Below are 25,852 nucleotides of genomic sequence, written 5' to 3' on the forward strand. Positions count from 1 at the left end.
TGAATTATTTCTCTTACGTGAGGAGAGGAACGACATGAACAAACCAATAAAAATATTTTCAACTTTAGCACTTGCGGCTGGAATGACTGCGGCTGCTGCAGGCGGCGCTGACACGATCCATGCTCAACAGCCAGAAACAACTGTAAGCATTGACGATTTATACAGTTATCCGATTGATTCTTATTTGGTGTCAGCAGAGGCTCTAAATGTCAGAACGAAGGCTTCCGCATCAAGCCAGAAAGCCGATACACTGCACTTAGGCGATAGCTTAAAGCTGATTTCCTTCTCAAATGCTGACTGGGCAAAGGTTCATTATAAAAACGGAAAAACAGGCTTTGTCTCCACTCATTACATTGTAAAAGCAGCAACAACAGTAAAAACCAAAACAAAAACGAAAGTATACACATCCGCTGACGGAAAGAGCATCAAGACTCTCCCAGCAAACACAAGCGTTTCTTTTTTAGGCTGGAGTAAAACGAATAAAGGCGGTTTTGATTTTGATTGGGTATTCGTTGATTACGGCGGTGCGACAGGTTATATGAAAACACAGGATTTACACATGACAAAATAACTGAGAGGGATTCCGTATTTGTGCGGAATCCCTTTTATTATGAATGGATTTGTCACATTCCCAAGATATTTCTCAGGAAATATTGTCGTATGCTGTGTCAAAACCTTACATGATCATCGACATTTTTGTTCACGCTAAAAAGCGGAGGTGTAAATATGGATCAATTTGAAGCAGCATATGAATCGTATAAAGCCCGGCAAACAACTGCCGATCAGGAAAATGTTCCATCTGGAAAAGAAGAAATTATTGCGGTTAGAAGAAATGAGGAAGACAATATTATTGCAGTGAAAACCAATACAGGAAGAGAGCTCGATTACCCTACAGCGCTGTCAGAAGCAAAAGCAGGAAAGCTCGCTCATGTTGATGTCTTTCATAAATACGGGCGTGACATTTTGCGAAGTGAACCGGACGGCACGAAGGAAAATAACCTGTCTGAACTGCCGGATTTTTAATCACAAACAGCCCTGCCATGTCGGGCAGGGCTTTCTTTTAAACAAAAGGCTGCTGGATGTATTCGGCTAATCGTTTTGCACTGAGAGAAATATCCTCTGAAGTTGCATAATTCACGCCATAGAACACATATGGAGGCAGATACTTCATACCGATCAGATTACTCGTGGCCTGAAATGGTTTCAATAGCTCACTGATCGAGTAATGATTGGCGCCGCCGGCTTGATATTTTTCCGCTTCGCTTCCTGTTGATACAGCCAGCATCAGCTCCTTGCCATGCAAAGCATTTCCTTCTGAACCAAAAGCCCAGCCGTAAGTCAGCACAAGATCCTGCCATTTTTTCAAGAGCGGCGGAGAGCTGTACCAATATAGCGGGAATTGAAAGACAATCCGATCGTATTGCTCGCACAACTGCTGTTCCTTCGCAACATCTATCGCTTCGTCCGGGTATTCCTTATAAAGATCCCGTACTGTGATATTGTCATGTTTGCTCAATTCTTCAGCCCACGCCTTATTAACAACTGACGTCTCCATATGAGGATGAACTGCCAAAACCAATATTTTCATCAGACCACACCCTTACTGTTTTGATGTTATTTTATCTAAAATCAGGAAAAGAGCCAAATAAAAAGAAAGCCCTGCAAAAAGGGGCTTTCTTTTTTTCTTTTATTCAGGGCTTCCTTCAGTTGTTTCGATATCTTTCGCAAAATCAGGGTTATCCAGATTCGCATTAAAGAAATCCGCTGTGTTCGGAAGTCTGAGATTCATGTTCATTTTTTGAGAAATCGTAACCGTGCAATCCTCTAGCACATAGTCAAAAACGTGTCCGCCTGAATTGCGTCCTTCGTCAATGAAGTGCAGGTGATAGCCAGAAACGGCGATTCCGTTTGCATAAGCTGGTGTCAAGAAACCTACGATCGTTCCTCTCACGTTGTCGAAGTTGAAGATCGGCTGTGTTTTGACCGCTTCAACCATTGGCACGTAAGGTTTTTCTTGCAATTCTACCGTTCTTGTCTGCACCTTTTTAAACAGTCCGTCAATACGGATTGCGTAAAATAAGTTTTTGCTTGGCAGAATGCTGTTGATCTCTTTTTCAAATTCTTCACGTGTCATTTTCGCATCAATTTTGTGCGTCATGTCCGGTGTAAAGAATGTAAATGAACAGAACGGTGAACGGTCCCCTTTTTGGACCGGTGTCGCGGTTCCGTCTGAGCGGAGACGGTAAAATTCCCCGTCAAACCCAATCAGCTCTCCGTCAAGCTTGTTAAAGGTTCCGATACCGAAGTCCCCATATTTCGGAATCTCTGACAGTTCAAAATCCCCGTCATATACTCCGTCTAATAGAGAAGTCATTGTTGATACTTGATAAATCTGGCTCACAGGCTGATCTTTTTGGCCGCGGTGGAGCACTTGAATGTTGCTTTCGCGTTTCATATTTCCCTTCACTCCTTTTAATTAGTGCTGTTCATAAAACAGTGTCGTGATGCGCAGAGTGCTAGAGAGCTTTCGTTTTCATGAGTTCCCCGAATTCTTTCGGAAGCTTGTCACTTGCTAAATTAATGTTATCACTATAGTCAACCGGGACATCAATGATAACAGGACCTTCAGCGTTCATGCCTTGACGCAGAACATCTGCCAGCTGGTCTGGTGATTCTACGCGCAAGCCAGTTGCCCCGAAGCTTTCCGCATATTTCACGATATCGATATTTCCGAAATCGACCGCAGATGTACGGTTATATTTTTTCAATTGCTGGAATGCAACCATGTCATATGTGCTGTCGTTCCATACAATGTGTACAATTGGTGCGTTTAGTCGAACTGCTGTCTCTAACTCCATTGCTGAGAATAAGAAACCGCCGTCACCAGAGACAGAAACCACTTTTTCTCCCGGTTTCACCAATGAAGCGCCGATTGCCCAAGGAAGCGCAACGCCGAGTGTTTGCATACCGTTACTGATCATTAATGTTAACGGCTCGTAGCTGCGGAAATAACGTGACATCCAAATCGCGTGTGAACCGATGTCACAGGTCACTGTAACATGATCATCGACTGCATTACGCAATTCTTTAACGATTTCAAGAGGATGCACTCTGTCTGATTTCCAATCTGCAGGCACCTGCTCACCCTCATGCATATATTGTTTTAAATCAGAAAGGATTTTCTGCTCACGTTCTGCAAAGTCCACTTTTACAGCATCGTGTTCGATATGATTGATCGTGGACGGAATGTCACCAATCAATTCAAGTTCCGGCTGGTAAGCATGGTCAATGTCAGCAATAATCTCGTCTAAATGGATGATTGTCCGGTCTCCATTGACATTCCAGAATTTCGGATCATATTCAATTGGGTCATAGCCGATAGTCAGAACGACATCCGCCTGCTCAAGCAGCAAATCGCCAGGCTGGTTGCGGAATAAACCGATCCGGCCGAAGTACTGATCCTCTAAATCTCTTGAAAGGGTACCGGCAGCCTGATATGTTTCAACAAATGGAAGCTGAACCTTTTTCAAAAGCTTGCGAACCGCTTTAATCGCTTCCGGTCTGCCGCCTTTCATGCCGACTAAAACGACAGGAAGTTTTGCTGTTTGGATTTTTGCGATGGCCGCACTGATTGCATCATCTGCTGCAGGACCGAGTTTTGGCGCTGCAACAGCACGCACGTTTTTCGTATTTGTGACTTCATTCACAACATCTTGCGGAAAGCTCACAAAAGCGGCCCCAGCCTGCCCTGCTGACGCTATCCTAAATGCATTTGTAACAGCTTCCGGTATATTTTTTACATCTTGAACCTCTACACTGTATTTTGTAATCGGCTGAAATAGCGCCGCATTATCTAAAGATTGATGTGTCCGTTTTAAACGATCTGAACGGATCACGTTTCCAGCAAGCGCAACGACAGGGTCTCCTTCAGTGTTCGCTGTCAGCAAACCTGTTGCCAAGTTAGATGCACCCGGCCCTGATGTGACTAACACGACTCCCGGTTTTCCAGTTAAACGGCCGACTGCTTGCGCCATAAATGCTGCATTTTGTTCGTGCCGGGCAACGATAATTTCAGGTCCTCTATCTTGTAAAGCATCGAATACCGCATCAATTTTTGCACCCGGAATGCCAAATACATGTGTGACACCTTGCTCCACTAAGCAATCAACAACAAGCTCCGCCCCTCTGTTTTTCACAAGGGATTTTTGTTCTTTTGTTGCTTTTGTCAACACCCTCACTCCTTATTATGCATTTTAACGTAAAATTTTAAATGACTTGTGATACGTTTCACTATACACTCTTTGGAAATTGACCTCCAATATCGATTCGCCTTATGATTAATATGTAATACGAATTATTAACCTATGGAAAGGAATGCATATTTAATGGAGCTTCGCCATCTTCAATACTTTATCGCGGTAGCCGAAGAGCTTCATTTCGGAAAGGCTGCCCGACGGCTGAACATGACGCAGCCTCCTCTCAGCCAGCAGATCAAACAGCTGGAGGAAGAAGTCGGGGTGACGCTTCTGAAAAGGACAAAACGATTTGTCGAGCTTACCGCAGCAGGAGAAATCTTTTTAAATCATTGCCGCATGGCATTGATGCAAATCGGACAAGGAATTGAACTGGCACAGCGGACGGCACGCGGCGAGCACGGCCATCTCGTAATCGGTTTTGTCGGATCAGCTACATATGAATTTCTGCCGCCGATTGTCCGGGAATATCGCAAAAAATTCCCATCTGTAAAAATAGAGTTACGTGAAATATCCTCGTCTAGGCAGCAGGAGGAGCTACTAAAGGGCAACATTGATATTGGTATACTTCATCCTCCCTTACAGCATACAGCTTTGCATATCGAAACCGCCCAAAGCAGCCCTTGTGTTTTAGCTTTGCCTAAGCAACACCCATTGACTTCTAAAGAATCAATTACGATTGAGGATTTAAGAGATGAACCAATTATTACTGTAGCTAAAGAAGCATGGCCTACTCTATACATGGATTTTATTCAGTTCTGTGAGCAAGCGGGCTTCCACCCCAACATCGTCCAGGAAGCTACAGAATACCAAATGGTGATTGGTTTAGTCAGTGCTGGAATTGGTATTACATTTGTTCCTTCCTCAGCCAAAAAATTATTTAATTTGGATGTAACTTATCGAAATATGGACCAAATACAGCTTAATGCAGAATGGGTTATCGCTTACCGCAAAGACAATCATAATCCGCTTTTAAAGCACTTTATTCATATTTCAAATTGTCAGCAGACAAGAACTAAAGAGAGTGATGCAGGTACATGAACGTTACTTGCAATCTCTTTTTTCTTTTGGGATTCTTATGGAATTTTTATTAATTTAATATAATCGCTTAGTACAACTTCATATCAGTATACGTATACATACAGTACAAATAGTTGGCAAGGACATTAGTAAGCGCATGACAATCGTCTGATTTTAATAATGAAAGATAGAGAGGTGAAGTAAATTATTGAGTTCACCAGCATATTAACATTGCTCGCTTTTTTCGCAACACTGATTTTTATTTACTGGAGGCCAAAAGGACTAAATGAAGCTATCCCCGCAACATTAGGCGCTTTAATGGTTTTATTGTGCGGAAGTGTGTCATTGGCAGACTTAGGGGAAATAGGAACAAAAGTCACGGGTGCATCGGTTACAATCCTTGCCACTATGATTATGGCCATTGCACTGGAAAGCTTTGGTTTCTTTTATTGGGTGGCTGCAAAACTGCTCCAACAATCCAGGGGTTCTGGCATCAAGCTTTTTTGGCTAACCAATTTGCTCTGCTTTCTCATGACCATTTTCCTAAATAATGATGGGAGCGTTTTGATTACAACCCCAATCCTTTTGCTTGTACTAAAATATTTAGGTTTAAAAAAACATCAAAAAACCCCATATTTATTAAGCGGTGTTTTAATAGCCACAGCCTCTAGCGCACCGATTGGCGTAAGTAATATTGTGAATTTAATTTCTCTCAAAATCATTGGAATGGATCTTTATCTTCATACCGCCATGATGTTTGTCCCTAGTATGATGGGACTCATTTTTATGACTTGTCTACTGTTTATGTTCTTTTATAAACGTCTTCCCAAAAGCCTGCCAGATATACCGGGCCATTTTCAGTCTCTGCAGCATAGAAGGTACCATCCTCTTCATTCGCCGTCAGCTCCTTTACGAGAACGAAATCAAACAAAAATCATGCTGTTTGTGCTTGCATTTGTTTTTCTCGTCAGATTGAGTCTATTTGCAGCATCATATACCGGTATTTCTGTTCCTCTTGTCGCTGTCATCGGGTCTGTTATTCTTTTGGGCTGGAGATGGATTTATTTCAAAACCCCCCCAAAAGACTTGTTATACAAATCTCCTTGGCACATTTTTATATTCGCTTTTACTATGTATGTCTTAATTTATGGTCTGCATAATATCGGATTCACTGAGTTGCTTGTGAGCTATTTTGAACCAGTGGTTTCTGGAAGCCTCGCCCATGCAACTTTCGCATCGGGTATCTCTACTTCAGTCTTTTCTAATCTATTTAACAACCATCCAGCTTTAATGATCAGTACTTTTACCTTAACTGAAATGCCACTGAATCCTTCAACAACAAAAATCATCTACTTGGCAAATATTATCGGCAGTGATATCGGTTCATTATTATTGCCTATAGGAACCTTAGCAACGCTTATTTGGATGCATATACTAAAACAGCATGATGAAAGCATTTCATGGGGCGAATATATCAAAACGACCATTATCATCATTCCGCTGACTGTTCTTTTTACGTTGGCATGTTTATATGTTTGGATCAGTTGGTTATTTCTTTAGCCAGTATGGAATGAAAAACTGCCTTCCGCTATTCAAGAGGGCAGTTCTTATATACTAGGGAAGATGCATTGTCTTTAGATGATTTAACTTCCAAATGACTGGCTCTCCACTTGCGTTAATCAGCTCAATTATATTATTGGAAACATCTTTTAATAGTCCGACTTTTTCTGGCACCTCTCCCATATCGAATATGACCAATACACCAATATATTTTTTGATCTGCTCCTCAAAATTTCGGACAAGAGGAACATTGGAAGGCACGACAGGCAATTGTGAGTTATCAAGAGTATACGGTGTTTGTTCAGTTGAATAAGGGGTAAACCATTTTAAATGATGCATAGATATAAAAAGGATTTTAAATACGGGTGAGAAAAATACAATATAATCGTTTAAAACGTTTGTAACATACCCATGTATCGAACGACCCCCAGTTACATAAACTTCAATAAACTGGCCTTTGACCTTGTTTAATGTATTTCTATATGAAAAAGCTTGAGTTTCTGCCTCCGTCATAGAATCTTCCGGATTGATCAAAATTGATTTCTCAGTGCTGGTCATTATTTTCGCCTTGTTCATTTGATGAAGATGCAGCAATGGAATATAAAGATAATTGCAGCCATCAAAAATAACAAAAATATCCTGTCCGATATCTATGAGGGTGCCAACAAACCTTGTATCTCCTGAAATGACAACCTCAACATCTGTGTCAAGTAATTGATTCAAACCTTTCACTATTCTCCTCCTTTAACTGAAAAAGGGCATCACTCAATCTGATGCTCCCCGTTATCAATTAAAATTTACGTTTCCAGTGATAGTCTATCGTTCTGACAATCGTTTCATAGCTATAATCTTCTTTTTGTCTTCCTGAACTTTTGAAGGAACTTGAATAATCTGATGATCTTGGTGATCGTTTAGATGATTTTGATGAACTTCTTGAACCTGATGAGCTGTAAGACTTTGATGATTGATAATCTGAAGATTTTGATGATCGTTTAGATGATTTTGATGAACTTTTTGAACGTGACGAACGACCAGATTTGGATGATTGATCATCCGAAGATTTTAGTGATCGTTTAGATGATTTTGATGAACTTTTTGAACGTGACGAACGACCAGATTTGGATGATTGATAATCTGAAGATTTTAGTGATCGTTTAGATGATTTTGATGAAATGAACGAACTGCTGTCTTTATCATGATTGTCTTCTTGGTTTTGCTCATTCTTTTGATCCTCTTTTTTGTGCGACCCTTTTGGACCTAAGCTGATGCTTTTTATGTGAAAAGGATAGATGCGAAGCACCTCTTGATTTTTCACTAAAGTATAATGGCCGTCAGCATTATCTACAAGGATACCCTCAATTGCTTCCGGACCTCCACGATTAATGGAAACCCATTTATGAGTTAGGCTCTTAAAAACCTCGCTTAATTCATCAGCTTCCAGGACACCCGCTGGCGTCTGTTCTTCTGTTTTCAAATCGGGCTCATGTTTACTTATGCTTTTGATGTGATGGATATTAAAATACACTGCCCCATCCTCATTTGTGTGTAACGCAGCGTAATCATCACCCAGCCAGACTAATCTTCCTTTTTTAGATTCCGGACCCCCTTGATTAAATTGAACTGATTGGTTCATTAATTGTCCGATTAAGCTATGAAAATCATCAGCGTCGGGCATTTCCTCAGTCTCAATTGTTGTGGTGCTATTATTGGTATCCTCAGTAATGCTTTTCACATGATCCAACTGATAATAAATTATTTTCTTTTCAGCTTGTAAAGCAATATAATCTGATTTTACAGCTGCTAATTTTCCTTTTTTAGATTCCGGACCTCCACGATATACAGTAACAATTTTATCTTTCATTGAGTGCAAAAAGTTATAATAAGATATTTCATTATTTGAATGATATTTCATTCTCCTCTTGCTCATTCAAATTCCTCCTAGTCACTTATACATAGATGATAAACATACTGCATATATACGTGTCACATTTATTTGTTGAACTAATTCAATAGCCTAATTGTCGCTTTTTCAGCGGATACCCATTTTCACACATTTATAAAATACTTAAATGATTTTTGAGGTATTGTGAACGGTTTATAATATACTCGCAGATCACATCCGGCTCACGGTCAAAACGCTCAATATCATTCTTTTTATACGGGTCCATCAGGACAAACGGCCTAATTCGTTCATACATCGCCATGATTTTCGGTTTCATATATTCTATTGTAAAAAGAGATTGGAGCGTTTTTTCTAACAGGCGCTTGTAAGACCTGCGAAAATCGGGTTCATCCAATATCCGGGCGGTTAGTGTATTAAATCCTTGAATCCTTACATAATCGGCAGCCATCCGCTCTCCATGGATATCCCTGCCCCAGGTCGCGTCATAATCCCAAGGAATCACCTCAAATAATCCGGTTTCTCCGCTTCTGTATAATGCGTAGTTGTGGACAAACCCGTCATAGTTTGAGGTGAATACAATACCGGCAAGCCATCGCAAATACTTATCGACATCCACATGCTTTGTCACTTCTGATTTAAACTGAGCTTTAGGGACAGTATTAATTTTAAAAATCATATCCTGTAAATAAAAATCATCCTCCTCAGTCCCTGTCTTCTTTTCATATCCAAGCTCCAGCGAGGTCTTCGTTTCTCTTTCCAAATCGCTCATCAGAGAAAAGTTAGCATCATCATCCACCGCGTAAAAAATCGCACCGTCCGCCAGCTTCCTTTTTGCTAAGTAATATTCATCAACGGATTCTAGTTCAAGATAAACCCCTTCATTCTTCCCATTCAGCTTTACAAACACAAACTCTGCCTTTGGAGACAGCGTCCCTAGCTCTGAGAAAAAATCCAGAGACAATTTATTTCTCATCAAAGAAGGATCTTTATACTCCGCATTTAAGTGAATCTCTCGTGCGCCGCGGAATAACTTAGGCTGATAAAAGGAAATATGGTATGACTTCTTTTTGAAGTCTCTGATATGTGACCCCCGATACGCGATATCAATATCCAGCCTTTTTTGGTTTACCTTCATCACAGCCGGCACCGGATCATCGTCCCATATATCCTTTTTTAATTCACGCAAATCTTTTGGATGAACAAACAGCTGATAAAGCGGTAAATTGGATTGATTCTTCATCCATAATCCCCCTTACAAATTTTAGGCGTTTATTTTTATGCGATCTCAGCGGAACACTTATACACTTTTTAAAACCGCGCGTACTATGAGGGTAGTAAGGATCTTCATCCTTAACATATTTTTAAAAAGGAGGATTTCAAATTGGGCCACTACTCCCATTCTGACATCAAAGAAGCGGTGAAATCCGCTAAAAAAGAAGGTTTAAAGGATTATTTATACCAAGAGCCTCATGGAAAAAAACGCAGTCATAAAAAGTCGCACCGTACTCACAAAAAATCCCGCAGCCATAAAAAATCATACTGCTCTCACAAAAAATCTCGCAGCCACAAAAAATATTACTGTTCTCACAAAAAATCTCGCAGCCACAAAAAATATTACTGTTCTCACAAAAAATCTCGCAGCCACAAAAAATCATACCGTTCTCACAGAAAATCTCGCAGCCACAAAAAATCACGCAGCTTCAAAAGATCGTTCTGTTCTCACAAAAGATCTCGCAGCTTTAAAAAGTCACGTCGCACACACAAAAGATCTCGCAGCTTTAAAAAATCATGCCGTACACACAAAAGATCTCGCAGCTTTAAAAAATCATGCCGCACACACAAAAAATCTTACCGTTCCCATAAGAAACACTGCAAAAAGCACGATGATTATGACAGCAAAAAAGAATACTGGAAAGACGGCAATTGCTGGGTAGTCAAAAAGAAATACAAATAATCTAATTTTCCATTGTTTCAATAGGCTGCCGGCTGAGGTACGGAAGCCTATTTTTTCATTTCCCCTGTATTAGATATATGTCATGACATAACATATGCAACCCGCATCATTTGGTTTCCTCGAAACCATTTCGTTATAATCAAGATATCCTAACGATAAAGGCGGTTGTTGCCATGTACATATTTCAAGCTGACCAGCTTAGTGCCAAAGACACATACAAGCTATTGTCGGGTACCGTTATTCCCCGCCCCATTGCATTTGTGACAACACTTTCTTCAGGAGGAGCGGTAAATGCCGCGCCTTTCAGCTTTTATAACGTCGTCAGCTCAGATCCTCCCCTCCTCAGTATTTCTGTGAACAGGGCGGGAGGACGCCAAAAAGATACAGCGCGAAACGCAGTGGAAAACGGAGAATTTGTCGTTCATGTCAGTGATGAAGACATCATTGAAGATATCAATGAAACGGCTGCAAACTTAGGGCCGGATGAAAGCGAGCTTACGCGCACCTCGCTTCACCCTGTTGAAAGCAACGCTGTTTCGGTTCCCGGCATTCAGGAAGCCCGTGTTCGCTTTGAGTGCACATTAGAGCGGCATATTACCTTTAACAATGATCAAGGAGTCACTACAGCAGATCTGCTCATCGGAAGAGTTGTCTGCTTCCACCTAGACGAAAAGGTGTATGATGCAGAAAAGGGATATATTTTGACAGATGAATTAAAGCCAGCCTCACGATTGGCGGGAAACCATTATGCCAAGCTCGGGGAAGAATTCACACTGATTCGTCCCAGCTGAACAGAAGGACTATTTAAATAGAAGAAACTAGTCAAAAAGACCTTGTGATTACATAATGTTACCTATAAAAAAAGAACACCCGGAGAAAGCTTCGGGTGTTCTTTTATGAAACGTTTTTCCTTTTTCTTCGTATAAAAGATAAAGAGGAGGGATTAGAATGGAAGGCACTCATTTTTTGATTGTGATACTGGTCATGTTATTTACCAATATTGCTTTTTATACCTATGCCCGAAAAAAACTTGGAATCCCTAAACCACCTCGGTGGTATAAACCTGTAAATACTACACAAGGATTACTGGACATCATCTTGCTCATTTTATTAGGTTTTTCTTTGTTTCACTTTCCTCCCGAGAAGATGCTTATTTTATTTCTGCTCTTGTCGAATTGTTTGCGTACATTTATGGAATGGAAATATAGGCAGGAAGAAAAACAATATGTACACTATTTATTTGGTGCCGCCACACTTCTAGTTATTCTTATTTATATTTGTGTTTTCTTCTAATCTCAAACCCCCACAGCCGCTCCGTCTCCCCGGGGATCAGCTCCGCCTTGGAGAAATCCTTCTTCATCAACTTTGATTGCTGCCGCATGTCCCATCAGCGGATCATAGTCACCGACAACCTCCACGAGATGTCCGCTGTCTTTCAGTTTTTGGATTGTTTTCTCTGTGAATCTACCCTCGACTCTGAGGCCTTCGTATTCCTCTCCCCACGTTCTGCCCCATACCCAGCGCGGTTCGCTGATTGCCTGCTGTGGATCCATTCCGTAATCCAGCATTCGGGTAATGATGGCCGTCTGGGTCTGCGGCTGGCCTTCGCCGCCTTGTGTTCCGTACAGGATTTTCGGCTTTCCGCCTTTACAGACCATAGCCGGCATCAGCGTATGGAAGGTGCGCTTTCCCGGTTCAAGTGTGTTGACATGATGTTCATCCAATGAGAAAAATGACCCGCGATTTTGCAGCAAAATGCCTGTATCACCGGCAGTGACTGCCGAGCCAAATTCAAAGTATAGGCTTTGAATGAATGACACTGCGTTGCCATCCGCATCGATTACGGCCGCATATGCCGTATCGCTTCCCACCGGCCTGCTTGCAGCCGGTACTGCGAGATAGCCGATTTCTTCTACCAATTGTTTTGCATAACGTTTGTCCAATAGCCTTTCAAGCGGGATGTCTGCAAACGCCGGATCAGTCAGGACGGCATTCCGATCTAGAAAACTCTTTTTCAATGCCTCCACAAGCACATGATAATACGTAAAAGATCCATGTTCGATTTGGGTGAAATCATAGTTTTCCAAAATGTTCAGTGTTAATAAACCGGTAAATCCCTGAGAATTCGGCGGCGCCTGATACACACTGTATCCTCGATAATCACTTGATACAGGCTCCGTCCACTCGCCCCGGTGCGCTTTAAAATCATCGAGTGTCATGTAACTGCCGTTATTTTGTAAATACGAGACAATCCGCTGAGCGATATCTCCTTCATAAAATGCGCTTCTTCCTTTTTTGGCAATCATGTTCAAGCTCTCTGCAAGATCTTTTTGCACAAACCGCTCTCCCGGAATAGGTGCTTTGCCTCTTCTTGTAAAAATGTCGGCTGTGTAAGGCGTGGAGACGAGCAGTTCAAGATTCGTTTCTGTGTGACGGCACTGATCGGCTGATACAGGAAACCCATTTTGGGCATAATCGTGTGCTGGCTCCAACACGTCCTCAAGAGACATGCGACCATACTCCTTCAGTACCGCATCCCAGCTATCAACCATCCCGGGCACAGTAATGGCACTGTCAATTCCCCGCAGCGGAATCACGCTTTTTCCCTTATATACATCTCTCGTTACGTTTTTTCCTGAACGTCCGGTGCCATTGTAGACTTTTACTGATTTTGTTTTCTGATGAAAGGTCAGCCAAAAGGCATCCCCGCCAAGTCCGGTCATATGCGGATACACAACCGCCAGGCAAGCACTCACCGCAACGGCGGCGTCAAATGCGTTACCTCCTTTGTCCAGTATGCGGTTTCCGGCCTGAGAAGCAAGATAATGCGGACTAACGACCATTTGCTTTGTACCGATGACAGATTTGTTCATCACAAGTCCCCTTTTTAAGAGATTTTCTTCAGTATAGGGAGCCTGATTTTTCACATCTACTGATCCGGCAGAAAAACTGACGAACTTTCTTCTTTTCGCAAACAATAAGATATTTATTCGTTCATTTCGAAAACAAATAAAATTTTTTTCGTTCGAAACGTAACTTTTTATGATAAAATGATGGCTAAAAGGCTACGAAAGCAGGTGGAGCAATTGAGTCATGAATATCAAATCCCCAACCTTGTACTTGATGAGACTGATAAACAAATTCTCACGATTTTGCATGAAGAAGGCAGAATTTCTTATACGGATCTTGGCAAAAGAGTCGATTTGTCCCGAGTCGCCGTCCAGTCTCGTATCAACCAATTAATTGAAGCTGGCGTTATTGAAAAATTCACCGCGGTCATCAATCCCGCTAAAATCGGCATCCATGTATCCGTGTTTTTCAATGTCGAGGTAGAACCGCAGTTTTTAGAAGAGGTCGCTCTTAAGCTTGAGGAAGAGCCTGCGGTCACCAGCCTTTATCACATGACAGGTCCGAGCAAGCTGCATATGCATGGGATCTTTGCCAACGATCAAGAAATGGAAGAGTTTTTAACAAAACGGCTGTATCCATTGCGAGGCGTCGTCAGTGTTGATTGCCAGATGCTGATCAAACGATACAAAAGCCGTATGGGAATGAAGCTGTAAAGGAGAGAAACAAATGAAAAAGCATCCTTATCGGGATATGGCGGCCGCGATGGTGCGCACCGGCATATTAGGATTCGGCGGCGGACCTTCCGTGATTCCGCTGATCCGCCATGAAGCGGTCAATAAATATAAATGGATTGACGATGATGAATTCGGAGAAATATTAGCAATCGCTAATGCGCTTCCCGGGCCGATTGCCACAAAAATGGCTGCGTATCTGGGCTTTAAGCTTAAAGGCACATTAGGTGCCATTGTGGCGACACTCACCCACATTCTGCCTACATGTCTTGCGATGGTGGGCTTGTTTGCGGCAGTAAATGTGTTAAGCCATTCAGCAGTTGTTGCCGGCATGATAGGCGCCGTCACGCCGGTGATTGCAGTAATGCTCGGAATTATGGCGTACGAGTTTGGCCAAAAAGCGCTTAAAGGTTTCGGCTGGGTCACCGGAATCCTGTTTTTTATCATCGCTTTTATCGGCCTGCAAACGTTTCAGATCAATCCCGGCCTTGTCATTATCATTTTCTTAGCGTACGGGGCGTTTCATTTTAAACTGAAAGACAAAGTCACAAATAAACATGATAAAGGAATGTCGGCCTCATGATATCGATCTATTTATTTATGGCGTTTTTTATCGCAAACCTACTGGGATATGGCGGCGGACCTGCATCTATCCCGCTAATGTTTGAAGAAGTCGTAAACAGATACAGCTGGCTTTCAAACGATCAATTCTCAAATATGCTCGCACTTGCGAACGCATTGCCGGGCCCCATCGCCACCAAAATCGCCGCGTATGTCGGCTACAGCGCAGGCGGTTGGCCCGGCTTCCTGATTGCCCTGATTGCAACCGTTGTACCGTCGGCGCTCGCATTGATCGTCCTGCTGCGCATCATCCAGCGCTTCCGTCAATCCCCTGTTATCAAAGGCATGACACTGTCCGTTCAGCCTGTCATCGCGGTCATGATGCTCATTCTTACCTGGCAAATCGGCGCAGACGGCATCAAAGCAATCGGATGGATCCAATCTATTGTAATTGCGGGGATCTCCCTCCTTGCCATGACAAAATTCAAAATGCATCCGGCATTTTTGATTATTGCGGCGTTTTTATATGGAGGCCTTGTAATTCCTCATTTGTAGAAAAAAGCACCCTGAAAGGTGCTTTTTTATTTTGGACCAGAAATGCCGTTCGATATGACAGCTGTTTCTTCTCCTGCGTCACTCTTGATGATGTGCTTGACTTGCAGCGTGGTTCCTGCCATTCTCACAGATTTCTTCAACTGGGGTGAATCGGTTTCAACATGTATCCAAACAGGAGGCTGGACCTTCCAAAATAAAAAGAATGCAAGAATCAGCATGCCAGCAATAACCGACAGCAAAAACTTCATATCGCATCGCTTCTTTTCAGTAAGCGGCTCGCAACGGACAGCGCCTGATGATCACGAAGAATATCGCCTGGACGATTGCCTTCTCCCAGCACATAACCTTTAAATGGCATTCCCATAAAATGAAAAATATGTTCAAATTGCTGAATCAGCGGCAGCCCTTTTATTTTTGGGTTGTCTCCGCCCACTGCTGTTACATATGCCTGTTTCGCTGACATTTGCTGTTTAAAATCAGGAAATCTCGGATCTCTCAACGTCTGTGACCAGCGATCAATAAACAGCTTTAATGTCCCTGACATGCCAAACCAATAAATTGGGGTGGCGAATACAAGAATATCGCACGGCAATATCCGCTCAATGATAGAATCGTAGTCATCTTGAACAGGACGAAAGCCGTCTTGGTCGTGGCGCAGATCTTCAATTGGCTGGATTCGATATTTCCGCAAATGAATGTGCTCTGCATCAAATCCTTGAACAGCCTTCTCCGCAAGAATATCCGTATTTCCGCCAGACCGAGTTCCGCCATTTATAACCGCAATTTTCATGATGCATCTGCTCCTTTGTTTACGAATGATTTTCTTCATTTTATAATGGATTCATCAATCAATACAGATGATTATTTCGATTAATCCAATCGCTAAAACCGATTTAGAAAGGAAGAGAACAAGTGGAATTGAAGCAGCTGATCACCTTTATTACGGCGGCAGAACATGTAAACTTCACCCTAACCGCCAAAATGCTTAATTATGCACAATCAAGCGTTACCTCTCAGATCAAATCACTTGAAGAAGAAATCGGGACGCCTTTATTTGAACGGCTCGGCAAGCGGCTTATCTTGACAGAAGCAGGAAAAACGTTCAAATCTTATGCACAGAAGATTATTGCGTTAACAGAAGAAGCGAAAATGGCCGCAAATCAAGTAAAAGAAACAACCGGAACCTTAAAAATCGGGGCGACGGAAAGCCAGTGCACATACCGCCTGCCGCCTATCATAAAAGAATTTAAACAGGCATTTCCCCAAGTAAAGCTCATATTCAAACCATATATCTCCAATGAACAAGCGAAAGAACAGCTCTTACAGGGCCAGCTTGATATCACCTTCATCTTGGATGTAAACCGGACGGAAGACGCACTGCACGTTGAATCTTTGATTCAGGATGAGATCAAAATGGTGGCTGCTAATGACCATCCTTTTCCTGCGGATTTACCAGTAACATTGAAGGATCTTCAAAACGAAACTCTTCTGCTGACAGAGGACGGCTGCTCGTACCGCACGCTCTTTGAGAACAATTTGCATGACTCCGGTGTCTATCCTAACAAATTGGAATTCGTCAGCATAGAAGCCATCAAACAATGCGTGATGGCCGGACTTGGGATTGGAATCTTGCCTGAAATGACAGTAAAAGATGATATTGCAGCAGGCCGAATGAAAGAACTCAATTGGCAGAGCGATTGCCCCGTTTTCACTCAATTAGCATGGCATAAGGACAAGTGGATGTCTGTGCCATTAAAGGCTTTTATCGATTTGACGCGGAAAACATTCAAATAAAATCTTTCCACAAGGACAAGGTTTTTGGGATCAGGAAAGCACACAGCATACAAAAAAACACTTGATGGCTTAGAGCCCCAAGTGTTACCCGTGATTTTTCTGATAAAACGTTCGCAAGACATGTGTTTCAAGGTCAGCCAGGCGGACAGGGATCGGCAGCCTGCTTTCTTGATTGATTAAGCTCATCGTGATCTGATAGCTGCTTTCTAAATCAATATAATTACCGCAAGACAAGAAAATAGGCTTCACGTCCCGCCGCGTCCGCAGCGCTCGGCCATATACCTCGCTGTCAATGAGAATATCGGTGTATGCGCCTACTTCATTTTCAGGCATCACGAAATCACAGCCTTTGATTTTGAGATAGGTTTTCGCAATCCCAATCGTCGGCTTACCCAGAAAAAAAGCCGCATGGGTGGCAACGCCCATATGATTGTAATGCAGATATCCGTTGCCATCAAACAAGAAGACATCCGGCTCCGTCTCCAGCTTTTTCGCTGCCTCGATGATCAAAGGCAGCTCACGAAACGCAAGAAAACCCGAAACGTACGGTACGCTGATTTTCCCCATGCTATGCACTTTTTCAATGACTTCTTTTGTATCAGCGTCAACCACGATAATACTGCACACCCCGTATGGTTCTCCGTTCTGCTCCCAATAGGCGAGATCGACGCCTGCGCAGGTGTTGATGGAGTCTGGATGGATCGTGTGGGATAGGTTGATACGATTTCTAAGGGATTGTTGTATTTGAACAAAATCCGATTCATCTTTTTGTTCAAAATCGTGAATTTGATGTATTTCCATTTTACTTGTTTCCCTCTTTTCGCGCTCAATTGTTCTGCATGTCGATTTTAGCAATGACTCCAAATTATATCATTGAAAAAAGCAGATAGTATAATCTGCTTTTTTATTAATATTCATTTTTCATTTCTTTCATAAAAATATAATCCAACTGTTTAATTAATTCTTTAAGTTCAGTACACATAATATCCTCTAAAGGATTTTCCCAATCTTCGTTTTTTATCAGTTCAATTCCATAACTTCCGGTTGAATCCCCTTCTGGGTACCACCCTACATCAAGCAGCAAGTTTTTAGTCTTATGAGAAATCTGAAGGAGATCTTGATTAAAGTCAAATAACCAAGCATCATCATTTGCCTCTAGAGTCTTAGGATCAGTATCTTTTAATGTAATATAATCAACAGTCCAACCCGCCGGTATCTTAAGCCTTAAGAAATTGGGAATCTGTTGGGTTAGCGGCTGCAAATTTTCTAAAACCCCGCTTCCCACATTCCAGATTTGATATTCTAACTCAACTAATAATTGTTCTATCTCATTAAAAGACTCATCTTCATAAATCTTATCTGTATGTAAGCCAGCTACTTTGATATAGTATTGATTATTTTCATAACTTACCTTAATAAAGGCCTTACGTTTTTCATTTTGCAGTATTAGTAATTCACATTTTTCTTGCATTCTTTTTTCTGAACATAAATTGTTCAGTACTACAGACCAGCCATTACAGATTTTTAATGGCTGCAATTGAGAAATATGGTCTCTTTTCATCCCGCTTCTCCTTGCACTCTACATTGTTATACTTTCTATAAAAAAACTTGACGATGACCACACGGCAAGTTTTTAACTATAGCAATTCTAATACATCAGTAAACAAGGCATCTCCTAATGTTAATCTCCTGTTGAAAGGCTGTATATGCGGCAATTCACTCCACTCATACACAGTATCGTAGTAATCATACAAATAACTGAGTTCAATAAACCCTTTCTCTTGCATTATTTTATTAATATAGTTCGTTCCCTGAATGAATTCTAAAGATTCAGCGGTTCCTACAATGTCATAAGCGCCATCGATTAAATCGTGTCTTAGGGAATAACTATAATCTAATACATAAACAGGAACCAATTTAGATACTTTCATATTGATTTGCTGTTCTAAATGAAAACCATTTTCCCCAGAAAGACCTTGCAAATGGATATCAATTTCTCCTGAAGGATTGTTTAAATCTCTAACTTCAATTTTTTTCAAACCTTTTATTTGATTAAATTCATCAGGTACTTTTATTTTCTCTGCGCATTTGCTCTTGTACCATTCGTCTAATTCCCTATTTACAAATAGACGATGAAGCAATTCACCGATTTCAGGGTATTCATTAATAAATCTGATTCCATGTTCCATAGTTTTAACCATTCCAACTATTAAACTTAATTATTTAAACAATCTAAACGTTTATACGAAGTTCATTATATTAGGCTTCCATATCCCATTTAGCGCTGTACATATTGAAAATAAATTGTATTCCAATTTATAGTTGGACTATCAGTTAACTCATACTCTAGGTTGATATAAACTAGATCATCAACATTAAATATATTAAGAGAAAAAACATTCTTTTAAGTAGATAATTCGACTCTTAGTTTTCATTTAATGGGACCTAAGCAGACATCAGTCGGTAAGGTAATAGCTCTCTTCATTATTCATATAAATTTTCTATTTCAGTACCCCAAAAACTTCCTTCTCTTGTACAATTAGAGTCTACTCTTTTGAGTTCTTCTTTTAACCATTCGATTACATCTTCCGGAATATCATTATCAATAAATGCATCCTCACCATTTATGTGTATAGCCTTATCAATCATTTCTGAGAAAAGTAATATACATTCAGCAAATTGATTTATTGAAGAGTTAATAAATACTTCTTTATATTCATTACCATTATCTAAATAAACGATTCTCTCGTTACTTTCAACGATACACACTGGATCTCCTGAACCAGTGGATCCCAACAACCAATATTTTTGAAATGCTTCAGACATATCAAAAATACTAGTTATTGGTTTAAATGATGTTTGAGAGGAAGTAAAATCCAAATAAGGTGGAGGTGTTTCAGGTAAGCCTCCTATAGATAAAAATTGCTTAAAATCCTCTGAAAAAGGAACCTCTATTAGATCATCATATGGAAACTTTAATAACGGACCATTTTTATTAACATCCCAGTTTCTATTAAATTCTTCTGGTAATAACATCTTGTCACCTTCCTCATTCTTTTCTGAATGTTTCTAGTCTATTTGCAATTTGATCATCTACTCCGGTAATTCCCCATTCTTTTTCGACATTATAAACACCGCCATATCCAGGGTGCAAGCTTTTAGGTAAAGCTGCTGCTTGACCTCCTTCTCCAATATGATGATGCCTCATAGGGTCTTTTAAATAATCTGCATACTGTGGAAAATGTTTTATAAATTGCTCATCAACTACTGGAACTCTTCCTCTTTTAATCTTAGCAGTATTTTCAGCACTCCAAAACTCAGGATTATTTTTAAGTAACGTGTTGAAGAATTTTTTCGCATTTCTTTCCCAGCCAGCTGCATTTGTTCCAGATTTGCCTTTCCCCTTAAAATTCATCTCTACTACAAGCCTAGGATCAATTAAATACTTATCATCGTATTTTGAAAGATCTCTGCCTTTATATCCTCTAATCCCATCATATTCACCATCATTACTCCATCTACTCGCCATCTTCACAATCCCAAGATCCTTAACAGCCGTCTTTTCCACATCGACACGGACTGTCGGGATTCCGAATGTGAAGCCATCCGGAGTTACAGGGCGTTCTGCGTACACGCGGACGTTTGTTGGGACTTTGAATTGTTTTACTTTTTCTAATGTCTTGTTAGCTGTTTGAACTTTTGAATGGGTTGCAAGCGGGATCCCTTTATCAATGTGTTTCGCCAATGCACCGGCTCCAACCAAACTCAATGCCGCTTCGAGCGCCCCCTGTTTTCGCTTCTCCTCAGACACTTTGTTTCCGAACATATCCCGGCCTGTGACGGCTTCTGAGAATCCGTTTGACGCTATAAGGCCGTATGCACCCATTTCTGTCATTTTGAGAATGTCTAAGGATTTGCCTGTTTTGTAGGCGTCTAAAGCGTGTTCAGCAGCGATAGCTGCTTTTCCGGTTTTGTAGATGGCTTTTCCGCCTTTGAAGGCCCGGCCTGCCCAGCCGACGACTGGTATGAATCTGGCTGCGGCCATGGCGCTGGCTATGACGCGTTCAAAGCCTATACTTATTTACGCTATATAAAACAGAAGACAACAATCTAATAAAAAAACCTTGAAAGGCTTCAGTGCCAATCAAGGTAGAAAATCAAACCAACTCGAAGCGTTTATTTGTTTTTAATAATGCCTTAAGATTTTTTAACAATACTATTAATTCCTTCAAATATAATATCTCTCATAACTTCATTATTACTGTTATAATTTCTTTCATTTCTAATTTTATTAAAAACCTGCTTTATAACCCCATCAATCATTATTGTTAATCCTTCTATATCTTCTTCACTACCCTCCTTTTTAAAACTTTCATTTATTATTACCAAGCTATCATCTTTTGACATTTTATTTTCTCCTTTACTCTCTTTCTTTCTCATTAAAAACTTTGTCTATATAATTCACATCATCAAAAATCCAGTATCTATCCTCTTCAGGAATATAACTAGTAAAGTCTTCCCGAACCCCTGTCCAATTATTAGGAACATAATTTTCAAAAGGTAATAACTCAGGATACAGCGAAAGAAGCATTTTTTGATTAAAGTCTATATATAATGATGGCCTTAATTCTAGAATAGTACTTTCATAATCCTGATGTTCAACTAACTTTTTTAATTCTGAAGACGGGATAATGTAGTCAGTATATTCTTTTAAATAAAGACGATAATTATCTTCATTTACAACTAAAATGTTATTTCTTAGAGAAAGAGCAAAGTCCATATCAAAACTAAACCCGTTTTTTTCATAGGCTTCTTTATATTTCATGATATCTAGTATCCAAACATCTCTTTCTGTTAGATACCATGAGAATTGAGAAGAAGCCTTTACCCCGACTATTATATTTTGGGCATACTCCGGTTTTAATAACAACGAAAACACCACTTTCTCATTCTATTTTTTTGGCGGAATGCCCATATTCCTCTAACCACTCTATCCATGGTTCCGCCGGAAGTTCATAACTAACTCCTGGTGTGGTAGGATCAACAAGCTTTGGAGCAGTCCTTCCCTGGTTACGAGGGTTTTTAGTATATCCATACTGATCAATGACTGTCTCCTTAATTAAATCATCAACCTCTTTAGGCACCTTAAATTCTACAATTTCTCCGCCTGGTCTTGCTACATCTCGATAATATTTAGCGTGTTCTAAATTGTAAGCACTTATGTTTAAATCAGCATTTTTAATAGGAATAGTAATGCTTCCGTCACTATTTACTTTAATTCTATACTGACTTGTTTTATTTCCTGCTCCTCCTCCTTGAACTCTGTAATAACTTACTGAGTGTTCAACAGGATCGACAGATTTTTCACTTGATTGTAACTTATCACTATTCACTTTTTTCGTATATAATTGTTTCTTCTCTGGCTTTAAGTCAAATGTATGGCCAGTCGAAGTAACAATCTGTTCTTTATTTATATGACCACTTTGCTTAATTTTAGAAAAAGAATAACTCTTGTCAAGATTTCTTCCCATCGATAACGTATTGTCAACCGACTTCGCCAGTGCCCCTGCACCAACCAAACTCAATGCCGCTTCCAGCGCCCCCTGTTTCCGCTTCTCCTCAGACACTTTGTTTCCGAACATATCCCGGCCTGTGACGGCTTCTGAGAATCCGTTTGACGCTATAAGGCCGTATGCACCCATTTCTGTCATTTTGAGAATGTCTAAGGATTTGCCTGTTTTGTAGGCGTCTAAAGCGTGTTCAGCAGCGATAGCTGCTTTTCCGGTTTTGTAGATGGCTTTTCCGCCTTTGAAGGCCCGGCCTGCCCAGCCGACGACCGGTATGAATCCGGCAGCGGCCATAGCTCCTGCTGTCACACGTTCTGCGGTGGAGAGTTTTTCTCCGGTAACCGGATCAACGCCTTCGGTTGCTCTTTTATAATCATAATAGCCAGTGACTTCTCCAGTAAAGTTGCAAACTCCATCCCATGTTTTTTCGTACCATGGTTTGTTTGCTTCTTCCTCGGCTTTTTCCTGGAGACGTCTTGCTTCTGCTTGCTGGGCTTTTGCATCGATATAGGTTGTTCCTTGATTTTCTACTTCAATGACGCTTTTGTAGATTTCATTGCTGTGGAAGGCTTTTTTGTCATAGTACATAGGGGATGCGCTCTTCCCGTTGCTGGTGGCCTGCATGAGAACGGAATATTTGGTGAGCACTGCGTTGTCCAGAGATTCTAAATTTTGATATTCAGTGGTCAGGGATTCATCAAGCTTATCGACAGCTGTGATCGTGTCACGTCTGATTTTTTGGGCATCACCCATCTTATCTGCATAGTCTTCAAGCGTGTACATGTCGAGATCAATAATATCGCTGATGCCTGACAAAATAGAATCGATTTCTTCTTTATGAGCGGAGACAATCTCTGAGGCTTTCAGGTCTCCATTGGGCAGCTCATGATCCAAAAATGAAGTTTCCACATATGAATCATTCAGTTCTTGATCTTTAATATCGCCTGAAATGCCATTTAAAAACGCAATTTGAGCAGAGACAAGCGTCAGCCAGCTTTCGACGATTTCCGCCTGTCCCTGAAAGAAATCTTTAATATTGTCCGCGCCTTTTCCTTTAAAATTATCGCCTAAATCTGCAACTCCCTGAAACGCTTTTTTCAGCGTGTTCAGCTGCTCTTCAAGCGTCTCATATTGCTTTTTTCTGCTCTTCGCTTCTTCGATTAAAGATTTTGATTCAAATACTTTACTCATCGCACTGCCCTTTCTGTTCTATTTTACCGCTATCGCCTCGTCCTGCTCTTTGAGTGAATCTACGTTATCCTTTGTATCCTCAATATTTTTCTGTACCGCTTTTTTGTAATCTCCGAGCATGGTTTTGATGTTCTCCTCACGCTCATGATATTTTTTCGTATAATCGAGTTTGTTTTTTCCATTGGACCCCGCGGCGCCGATTGATACGTCAGCAAGCGCATCTTTGACAGAATCTAATGTTTTGATGACTGTGTCGTACTTCAGCTTAATTTCTGACATAAAAAAAGATCACCACCATTTTAGTTTACTAATTTGTCTTCCTGCTTCTTCTACAAAGTCTTCTCCTTTAGCAAGAAGGTCGCCTGCGGCATTCGCTGCGCTTTTTGTCAAATTCAGCTCAAATTTCTCTGTCTCAAGCCAGAATATTTTGCTTTGAATCGAAGCCATATACTCGTTATATTTATCATTCACAATCTTGGATGCTTCCGATTTCGCCTCTTCTCTTCCCTTGTCGAAATCATCCGCTTTTGTTCCCGTCCAGTGCTTGCCCAATTCTGGTTTTACAATTTCTTTGATTTCAGTGATTGCCTCTTCTTGCAGTGTGTCTATGTCCTTTTTTGCTTTTTTCAGCTTTTCGATCTTGTCTTCCACGTCGGAAATTTTTCCGTTAAGCGAACTTTTGATATTCGCCAGCATACTTTCATAACCCATCTGAATCACCTCTTAATACTCAAAAAGTCGTATGGAGGGGCTGATGAAGATAGACTTTTCCATACTTTATTTCCATATATTATATTTTAAAATAGCCAGAAGGCGGCTTAAATAGGGTAAACGGCTTAATTTAGGCTTATAACACTCTTAAAACATAGGTATATGCTCTTGTTTTTGTTCGTTATACAGCTGATAAAAGCGTTTTATTAAATGGAAATACCTAAAGTCATAGTAATAAAGGCACTTGAAAGAGGCAGATGTTGTTGATCTGCCTCTGTTCATGTTTATGTTCTTCATCGGTTCGGCCACGTCTGATTTTGTCATTTGGCTTATATTATTTCCGCTTCTGATCAGGTATGACCCTTTGGATCAAAAGCTTGTATTAGCTGCAGTCCCAGTTGTACAGAACGTTTGAAAAGTCTTTTTTTCTTAAATCGTCAGGTGTGATGAAAAAATTGGCGATGCCAACGTCTCCCCACATTGAATCGATATCATCGTCTGAATCAATTTGCAAAAGCATGATGGTGTGTTCTTTATATGCGTATTCCCGCGGATCATGCTGGGTAAAAGAAGCGTATCCGCCAATTTTATGGCCAAATCCGTTTTCAGCCAGTTCATTATAAACGTCTTCTTCATCCTCTCCGAACTGGCCAAAGAACTCCATTATTTCCATGCCCGTATACTGCTCAAATTGAAAATCTGTCGGCAGGACCCATTCCGAAGATTTCACAGGCTCAACTGCTGCTTCTGATAAAATCGGAAAATCACATTCGCCTGTGCCAATAAATGAAAAATCAGAAACAAGCTCGTCTTCGTTTTCTATGATATTTTCAAAATAGATCACTCTGAAATCCTTTTGTTCACATCGATCGTCAAAATTCAAGCCATAAACATCATCATGAACAGAAATGTAGAACTGCAGGATACCCGAAGAAGGATAGCCGTCAAGCTGGGGAATGTGCGAGAAATTAATCTGCGCCAGAAGCTTCATCGGCTGTCCATTTTCATCAGTCGGGTATGTTTCATGCTTGGGGAAATAGGGATCACCGGCAATTTTACTGTCATATCGTCCTGTTTTCCCTTTTCGGACATTCAATTTTACGTATTCTTTCGCTGATTTCTCCAGCAATTCGCGGTACGGTCTCATTTTTTCAGGCAGATGATTCATTAGATGACTCTCCTTTTCCGGCATCTCCAATAAT

At 40.9% G+C, this 25,852-nt stretch carries 30 protein-coding genes and 2 pseudogenes; 11 read left to right on the top strand and 21 right to left on the bottom strand.

What is annotated here, in order from left to right; all coding sequences use genetic code 11:
* Nucleotides 1–34 precede the first annotated feature (34 nt).
* Nucleotides 35–571: an SH3 domain-containing protein gene (locus MY9_RS18140; RefSeq protein ID WP_014665617.1), complete on the top strand. Its 537-nt coding sequence runs from the start codon at nt 35–37 to the stop codon at nt 569–571.
* Nucleotides 572–726: 155 nt separating this feature from the next.
* The gene (locus tag MY9_RS18145) at nt 727–1,023 is read left to right on the top strand and encodes a DUF3892 domain-containing protein (protein ID WP_014665619.1); all 297 of its coding nucleotides are present in this window, start codon (nt 727–729) and stop codon (nt 1,021–1,023) included.
* 37 nt (nt 1,024–1,060) lie between these two features.
* Here MY9_RS18145 and MY9_RS18150 read toward each other — a convergent pair whose 3' ends face one another.
* From MY9_RS18150 to alsS, 3 genes are all read right to left on the bottom strand, one after another.
* Nucleotides 1,061–1,588, bottom strand: coding sequence for an NAD(P)H-dependent oxidoreductase (locus MY9_RS18150; protein ID WP_014665620.1), 528 nt, complete (start codon nt 1,586–1,588; stop codon nt 1,061–1,063).
* 99 nt (nt 1,589–1,687) lie between these two features.
* Nucleotides 1,688–2,455, bottom strand: coding sequence for an acetolactate decarboxylase (gene budA, locus MY9_RS18155; protein ID WP_014665621.1), 768 nt, complete (start codon nt 2,453–2,455; stop codon nt 1,688–1,690).
* Nucleotides 2,456–2,516: 61 nt separating this feature from the next.
* Nucleotides 2,517–4,229 carry an acetolactate synthase AlsS gene (alsS, locus tag MY9_RS18160; RefSeq protein ID WP_040081612.1) on the bottom strand — a complete coding sequence of 571 codons (1,713 nt, stop codon included), beginning with the start codon at nt 4,227–4,229 and terminating at the stop codon, nt 2,517–2,519.
* Nucleotides 4,230–4,385: 156 nt separating this feature from the next.
* On the opposite strand from alsS, the gene alsR reads away from it, so the two are divergent.
* Entirely contained in the window at nt 4,386–5,294 is a 909-nt protein-coding gene (gene alsR, locus MY9_RS18165) for an acetoin biosynthesis transcriptional regulator AlsR (RefSeq protein ID WP_014665623.1), read from the top strand.
* Nucleotides 5,295–5,504: 210 nt separating this feature from the next.
* Complete coding sequence (locus MY9_RS18170) at nt 5,505–6,833, top strand: arsenic transporter (protein WP_014665624.1); 1,329 nt, start codon at nt 5,505–5,507, stop codon at nt 6,831–6,833.
* A gap of 54 nt (nt 6,834–6,887) precedes the next feature.
* Here the strand turns inward: MY9_RS18170 and MY9_RS18175 are convergent, their stop codons facing one another.
* From MY9_RS18175 to cotH, 3 genes are all read right to left on the bottom strand, one after another.
* Nucleotides 6,888–7,565 (bottom strand): DUF2642 domain-containing protein, encoded by a 678-nt coding sequence (locus MY9_RS18175; RefSeq protein ID WP_014665625.1) that lies wholly within the window; start codon nt 7,563–7,565, stop codon nt 6,888–6,890.
* A 58-nt stretch (nt 7,566–7,623) separates the two neighbouring features.
* Nucleotides 7,624–8,760 carry a hypothetical protein gene (locus MY9_RS18180; protein ID WP_014665626.1) on the bottom strand — a complete coding sequence of 379 codons (1,137 nt, stop codon included), beginning with the start codon at nt 8,758–8,760 and terminating at the stop codon, nt 7,624–7,626.
* Between the two features lie 127 nt (nt 8,761–8,887).
* The gene (cotH, locus tag MY9_RS18185) at nt 8,888–9,976 is read right to left on the bottom strand and encodes a spore coat protein CotH (RefSeq protein WP_014665627.1); all 1,089 of its coding nucleotides are present in this window, start codon (nt 9,974–9,976) and stop codon (nt 8,888–8,890) included.
* A gap of 141 nt (nt 9,977–10,117) precedes the next feature.
* Between cotH and cotG the strand changes: the two genes are divergently transcribed.
* The 3 genes from cotG (at nt 10,118) to MY9_RS18200 (ending at nt 11,983) form a co-directional block, all read left to right on the top strand.
* Nucleotides 10,118–10,690 carry a spore coat protein CotG gene (cotG, locus tag MY9_RS18190; RefSeq protein WP_081483647.1) on the top strand — a complete coding sequence of 191 codons (573 nt, stop codon included), beginning with the start codon at nt 10,118–10,120 and terminating at the stop codon, nt 10,688–10,690.
* 173 nt (nt 10,691–10,863) lie between these two features.
* Nucleotides 10,864–11,481 carry a flavin reductase family protein gene (locus tag MY9_RS18195; RefSeq protein WP_014665629.1) on the top strand — a complete coding sequence of 206 codons (618 nt, stop codon included), beginning with the start codon at nt 10,864–10,866 and terminating at the stop codon, nt 11,479–11,481.
* Between the two features lie 157 nt (nt 11,482–11,638).
* Nucleotides 11,639–11,983, top strand: coding sequence for a DUF4181 domain-containing protein (locus MY9_RS18200; protein WP_014665630.1), 345 nt, complete (start codon nt 11,639–11,641; stop codon nt 11,981–11,983).
* Between the two features lie 2 nt (nt 11,984–11,985).
* On the opposite strand, the gene ggt is transcribed toward MY9_RS18200, so the two are convergent.
* Nucleotides 11,986–13,563, bottom strand: a complete 1,578-nt coding sequence (gene ggt / locus MY9_RS18205; protein ID WP_041521434.1) for a gamma-glutamyltransferase — start codon at nt 13,561–13,563, stop codon at nt 11,986–11,988.
* 213 nt (nt 13,564–13,776) lie between these two features.
* On the opposite strand from ggt, the gene chrS reads away from it, so the two are divergent.
* The 3 genes from chrS to chrA are packed head-to-tail and all read left to right on the top strand — an operon-like array spanning nt 13,777 to nt 15,387.
* Entirely contained in the window at nt 13,777–14,253 is a 477-nt protein-coding gene (gene chrS / locus MY9_RS18210) for a chromate efflux transcriptional regulator ChrS (RefSeq protein WP_014665632.1), read from the top strand.
* A 13-nt stretch (nt 14,254–14,266) separates the two neighbouring features.
* Entirely contained in the window at nt 14,267–14,854 is a 588-nt protein-coding gene (chrB, locus tag MY9_RS18215) for a chromate efflux transporter subunit ChrB (protein ID WP_014665633.1), read from the top strand.
* Complete coding sequence (gene chrA, locus MY9_RS18220) at nt 14,851–15,387, top strand: chromate resistance efflux protein ChrA (protein WP_014665634.1); 537 nt, start codon at nt 14,851–14,853, stop codon at nt 15,385–15,387. The genes chrB and chrA overlap by 4 nt, the downstream gene beginning before the upstream one ends.
* Before the next feature lie 26 nt (nt 15,388–15,413).
* Here the strand turns inward: chrA and MY9_RS18225 are convergent, their stop codons facing one another.
* Both MY9_RS18225 and MY9_RS18230 read right to left on the bottom strand, forming a co-directional pair.
* The gene (locus tag MY9_RS18225) at nt 15,414–15,635 is read right to left on the bottom strand and encodes a hypothetical protein (RefSeq protein ID WP_014665635.1); all 222 of its coding nucleotides are present in this window, start codon (nt 15,633–15,635) and stop codon (nt 15,414–15,416) included.
* Entirely contained in the window at nt 15,632–16,177 is a 546-nt protein-coding gene (locus tag MY9_RS18230; RefSeq protein WP_014665636.1) for a flavodoxin family protein, read from the bottom strand. Before MY9_RS18230 ends, MY9_RS18225 begins: the two co-directional genes overlap by 4 nt.
* Nucleotides 16,178–16,299: 122 nt before the next feature.
* On the opposite strand from MY9_RS18230, the gene MY9_RS18235 reads away from it, so the two are divergent.
* Complete coding sequence (locus tag MY9_RS18235) at nt 16,300–17,181, top strand: LysR family transcriptional regulator (protein ID WP_014665637.1); 882 nt, start codon at nt 16,300–16,302, stop codon at nt 17,179–17,181.
* Nucleotides 17,182–17,265: 84 nt separating this feature from the next.
* Here MY9_RS18235 and MY9_RS18240 read toward each other — a convergent pair whose 3' ends face one another.
* From MY9_RS18240 to MY9_RS18290, 12 genes and pseudogenes are all read right to left on the bottom strand, one after another.
* Nucleotides 17,266–17,982: an endonuclease V gene (locus MY9_RS18240; RefSeq protein ID WP_014665638.1), complete on the bottom strand. Its 717-nt coding sequence runs from the start codon at nt 17,980–17,982 to the stop codon at nt 17,266–17,268.
* Between the two features lie 106 nt (nt 17,983–18,088).
* The gene (locus MY9_RS18245; RefSeq protein ID WP_014665639.1) at nt 18,089–18,742 is read right to left on the bottom strand and encodes a hypothetical protein; all 654 of its coding nucleotides are present in this window, start codon (nt 18,740–18,742) and stop codon (nt 18,089–18,091) included.
* 76 nt (nt 18,743–18,818) lie between these two features.
* A complete protein-coding gene (locus MY9_RS18250) occupies nt 18,819–19,370 on the bottom strand; it encodes a hypothetical protein (RefSeq protein ID WP_040082499.1) in 552 nt (183 codons plus the stop codon).
* 295 nt (nt 19,371–19,665) lie between these two features.
* A complete protein-coding gene (locus MY9_RS18255; RefSeq protein WP_014665641.1) occupies nt 19,666–20,217 on the bottom strand; it encodes an SUKH-4 family immunity protein in 552 nt (183 codons plus the stop codon).
* Nucleotides 20,218–20,230: 13 nt separating this feature from the next.
* Nucleotides 20,231–21,247, bottom strand: a pseudogene (locus MY9_RS18260) (T7SS effector LXG polymorphic toxin); the annotation flags it as partial.
* Nucleotides 21,248–21,378: 131 nt separating this feature from the next.
* Nucleotides 21,379–21,588: a hypothetical protein gene (locus MY9_RS18265; RefSeq protein WP_021480772.1), complete on the bottom strand. Its 210-nt coding sequence runs from the start codon at nt 21,586–21,588 to the stop codon at nt 21,379–21,381.
* A gap of 13 nt (nt 21,589–21,601) precedes the next feature.
* On the bottom strand, nt 21,602–22,120 hold the full coding sequence (locus MY9_RS18270) for a hypothetical protein (RefSeq protein ID WP_014665644.1): 519 nt from the start codon (nt 22,118–22,120) through the stop codon (nt 21,602–21,604).
* A 7-nt stretch (nt 22,121–22,127) separates the two neighbouring features.
* Nucleotides 22,128–23,939, bottom strand: coding sequence for a ribonuclease YeeF family protein (locus MY9_RS22155; RefSeq protein WP_014665645.1), 1,812 nt, complete (start codon nt 23,937–23,939; stop codon nt 22,128–22,130).
* Between the two features lie 18 nt (nt 23,940–23,957).
* A complete protein-coding gene (locus tag MY9_RS18280; RefSeq protein ID WP_003227825.1) occupies nt 23,958–24,218 on the bottom strand; it encodes a YwqI/YxiC family protein in 261 nt (86 codons plus the stop codon).
* A gap of 9 nt (nt 24,219–24,227) precedes the next feature.
* Nucleotides 24,228–24,650 carry a YwqH-like family protein gene (locus tag MY9_RS18285; protein ID WP_014665646.1) on the bottom strand — a complete coding sequence of 141 codons (423 nt, stop codon included), beginning with the start codon at nt 24,648–24,650 and terminating at the stop codon, nt 24,228–24,230.
* Nucleotides 24,651–24,869: 219 nt separating this feature from the next.
* Nucleotides 24,870–24,974, bottom strand: a pseudogene (locus MY9_RS21685) (hypothetical protein); the annotation flags it as partial.
* Nucleotides 24,975–25,032: 58 nt separating this feature from the next.
* The gene (locus MY9_RS18290; protein ID WP_014665648.1) at nt 25,033–25,818 is read right to left on the bottom strand and encodes a YwqG family protein; all 786 of its coding nucleotides are present in this window, start codon (nt 25,816–25,818) and stop codon (nt 25,033–25,035) included.
* Nucleotides 25,819–25,852 lie beyond the last annotated feature (34 nt).

The sequence above is a fragment of the Bacillus sp. JS genome (assembly GCF_000259365.1).
Classification (GTDB): domain Bacteria; phylum Bacillota; class Bacilli; order Bacillales; family Bacillaceae; genus Bacillus; species Bacillus stercoris.

Coding starts and splice junctions, on each gene's coding strand:
- alsR (WP_014665623.1), top strand. CDS start 4,386: ATGGAGCTTCGCCATCTTCAATACTTTATCGCGGTAGCCGAAGAGCTT.
- MY9_RS18180 (WP_014665626.1), bottom strand. CDS start 8,760: ATGAGCAAGAGGAGAATGAAATATCATTCAAATAATGAAATATCTTAT.
- budA (WP_014665621.1), bottom strand. CDS start 2,455: ATGAAACGCGAAAGCAACATTCAAGTGCTCCACCGCGGCCAAAAAGAT.
- MY9_RS18290 (WP_014665648.1), bottom strand. CDS start 25,818: ATGAATCATCTGCCTGAAAAAATGAGACCGTACCGCGAATTGCTGGAG.
- MY9_RS18225 (WP_014665635.1), bottom strand. CDS start 15,635: ATGAAGTTTTTGCTGTCGGTTATTGCTGGCATGCTGATTCTTGCATTC.
- MY9_RS18265 (WP_021480772.1), bottom strand. CDS start 21,588: ATGTCAAAAGATGATAGCTTGGTAATAATAAATGAAAGTTTTAAAAAG.
- MY9_RS18255 (WP_014665641.1), bottom strand. CDS start 20,217: ATGTTATTACCAGAAGAATTTAATAGAAACTGGGATGTTAATAAAAAT.
- MY9_RS18140 (WP_014665617.1), top strand. CDS start 35: ATGAACAAACCAATAAAAATATTTTCAACTTTAGCACTTGCGGCTGGA.
- MY9_RS18145 (WP_014665619.1), top strand. CDS start 727: ATGGATCAATTTGAAGCAGCATATGAATCGTATAAAGCCCGGCAAACA.
- chrB (WP_014665633.1), top strand. CDS start 14,267: ATGAAAAAGCATCCTTATCGGGATATGGCGGCCGCGATGGTGCGCACC.
- MY9_RS18240 (WP_014665638.1), bottom strand. CDS start 17,982: ATGGAAATACATCAAATTCACGATTTTGAACAAAAAGATGAATCGGAT.
- MY9_RS18250 (WP_040082499.1), bottom strand. CDS start 19,370: ATGGAACATGGAATCAGATTTATTAATGAATACCCTGAAATCGGTGAA.
- MY9_RS18195 (WP_014665629.1), top strand. CDS start 10,864: ATGTACATATTTCAAGCTGACCAGCTTAGTGCCAAAGACACATACAAG.
- cotH (WP_014665627.1), bottom strand. CDS start 9,976: ATGAAGAATCAATCCAATTTACCGCTTTATCAGCTGTTTGTTCATCCA.
- MY9_RS18150 (WP_014665620.1), bottom strand. CDS start 1,588: ATGAAAATATTGGTTTTGGCAGTTCATCCTCATATGGAGACGTCAGTT.
- MY9_RS22155 (WP_014665645.1), bottom strand. CDS start 23,939: ATGAGTAAAGTATTTGAATCAAAATCTTTAATCGAAGAAGCGAAGAGC.
- MY9_RS18285 (WP_014665646.1), bottom strand. CDS start 24,650: ATGGGTTATGAAAGTATGCTGGCGAATATCAAAAGTTCGCTTAACGGA.
- MY9_RS18280 (WP_003227825.1), bottom strand. CDS start 24,218: ATGTCAGAAATTAAGCTGAAGTACGACACAGTCATCAAAACATTAGAT.
- ggt (WP_041521434.1), bottom strand. CDS start 13,563: ATGAACAAATCTGTCATCGGTACAAAGCAAATGGTCGTTAGTCCGCAT.
- chrA (WP_014665634.1), top strand. CDS start 14,851: ATGATATCGATCTATTTATTTATGGCGTTTTTTATCGCAAACCTACTG.
- MY9_RS18200 (WP_014665630.1), top strand. CDS start 11,639: ATGGAAGGCACTCATTTTTTGATTGTGATACTGGTCATGTTATTTACC.
- MY9_RS18230 (WP_014665636.1), bottom strand. CDS start 16,177: ATGAAAATTGCGGTTATAAATGGCGGAACTCGGTCTGGCGGAAATACG.
- MY9_RS18245 (WP_014665639.1), bottom strand. CDS start 18,742: ATGAAAAGAGACCATATTTCTCAATTGCAGCCATTAAAAATCTGTAAT.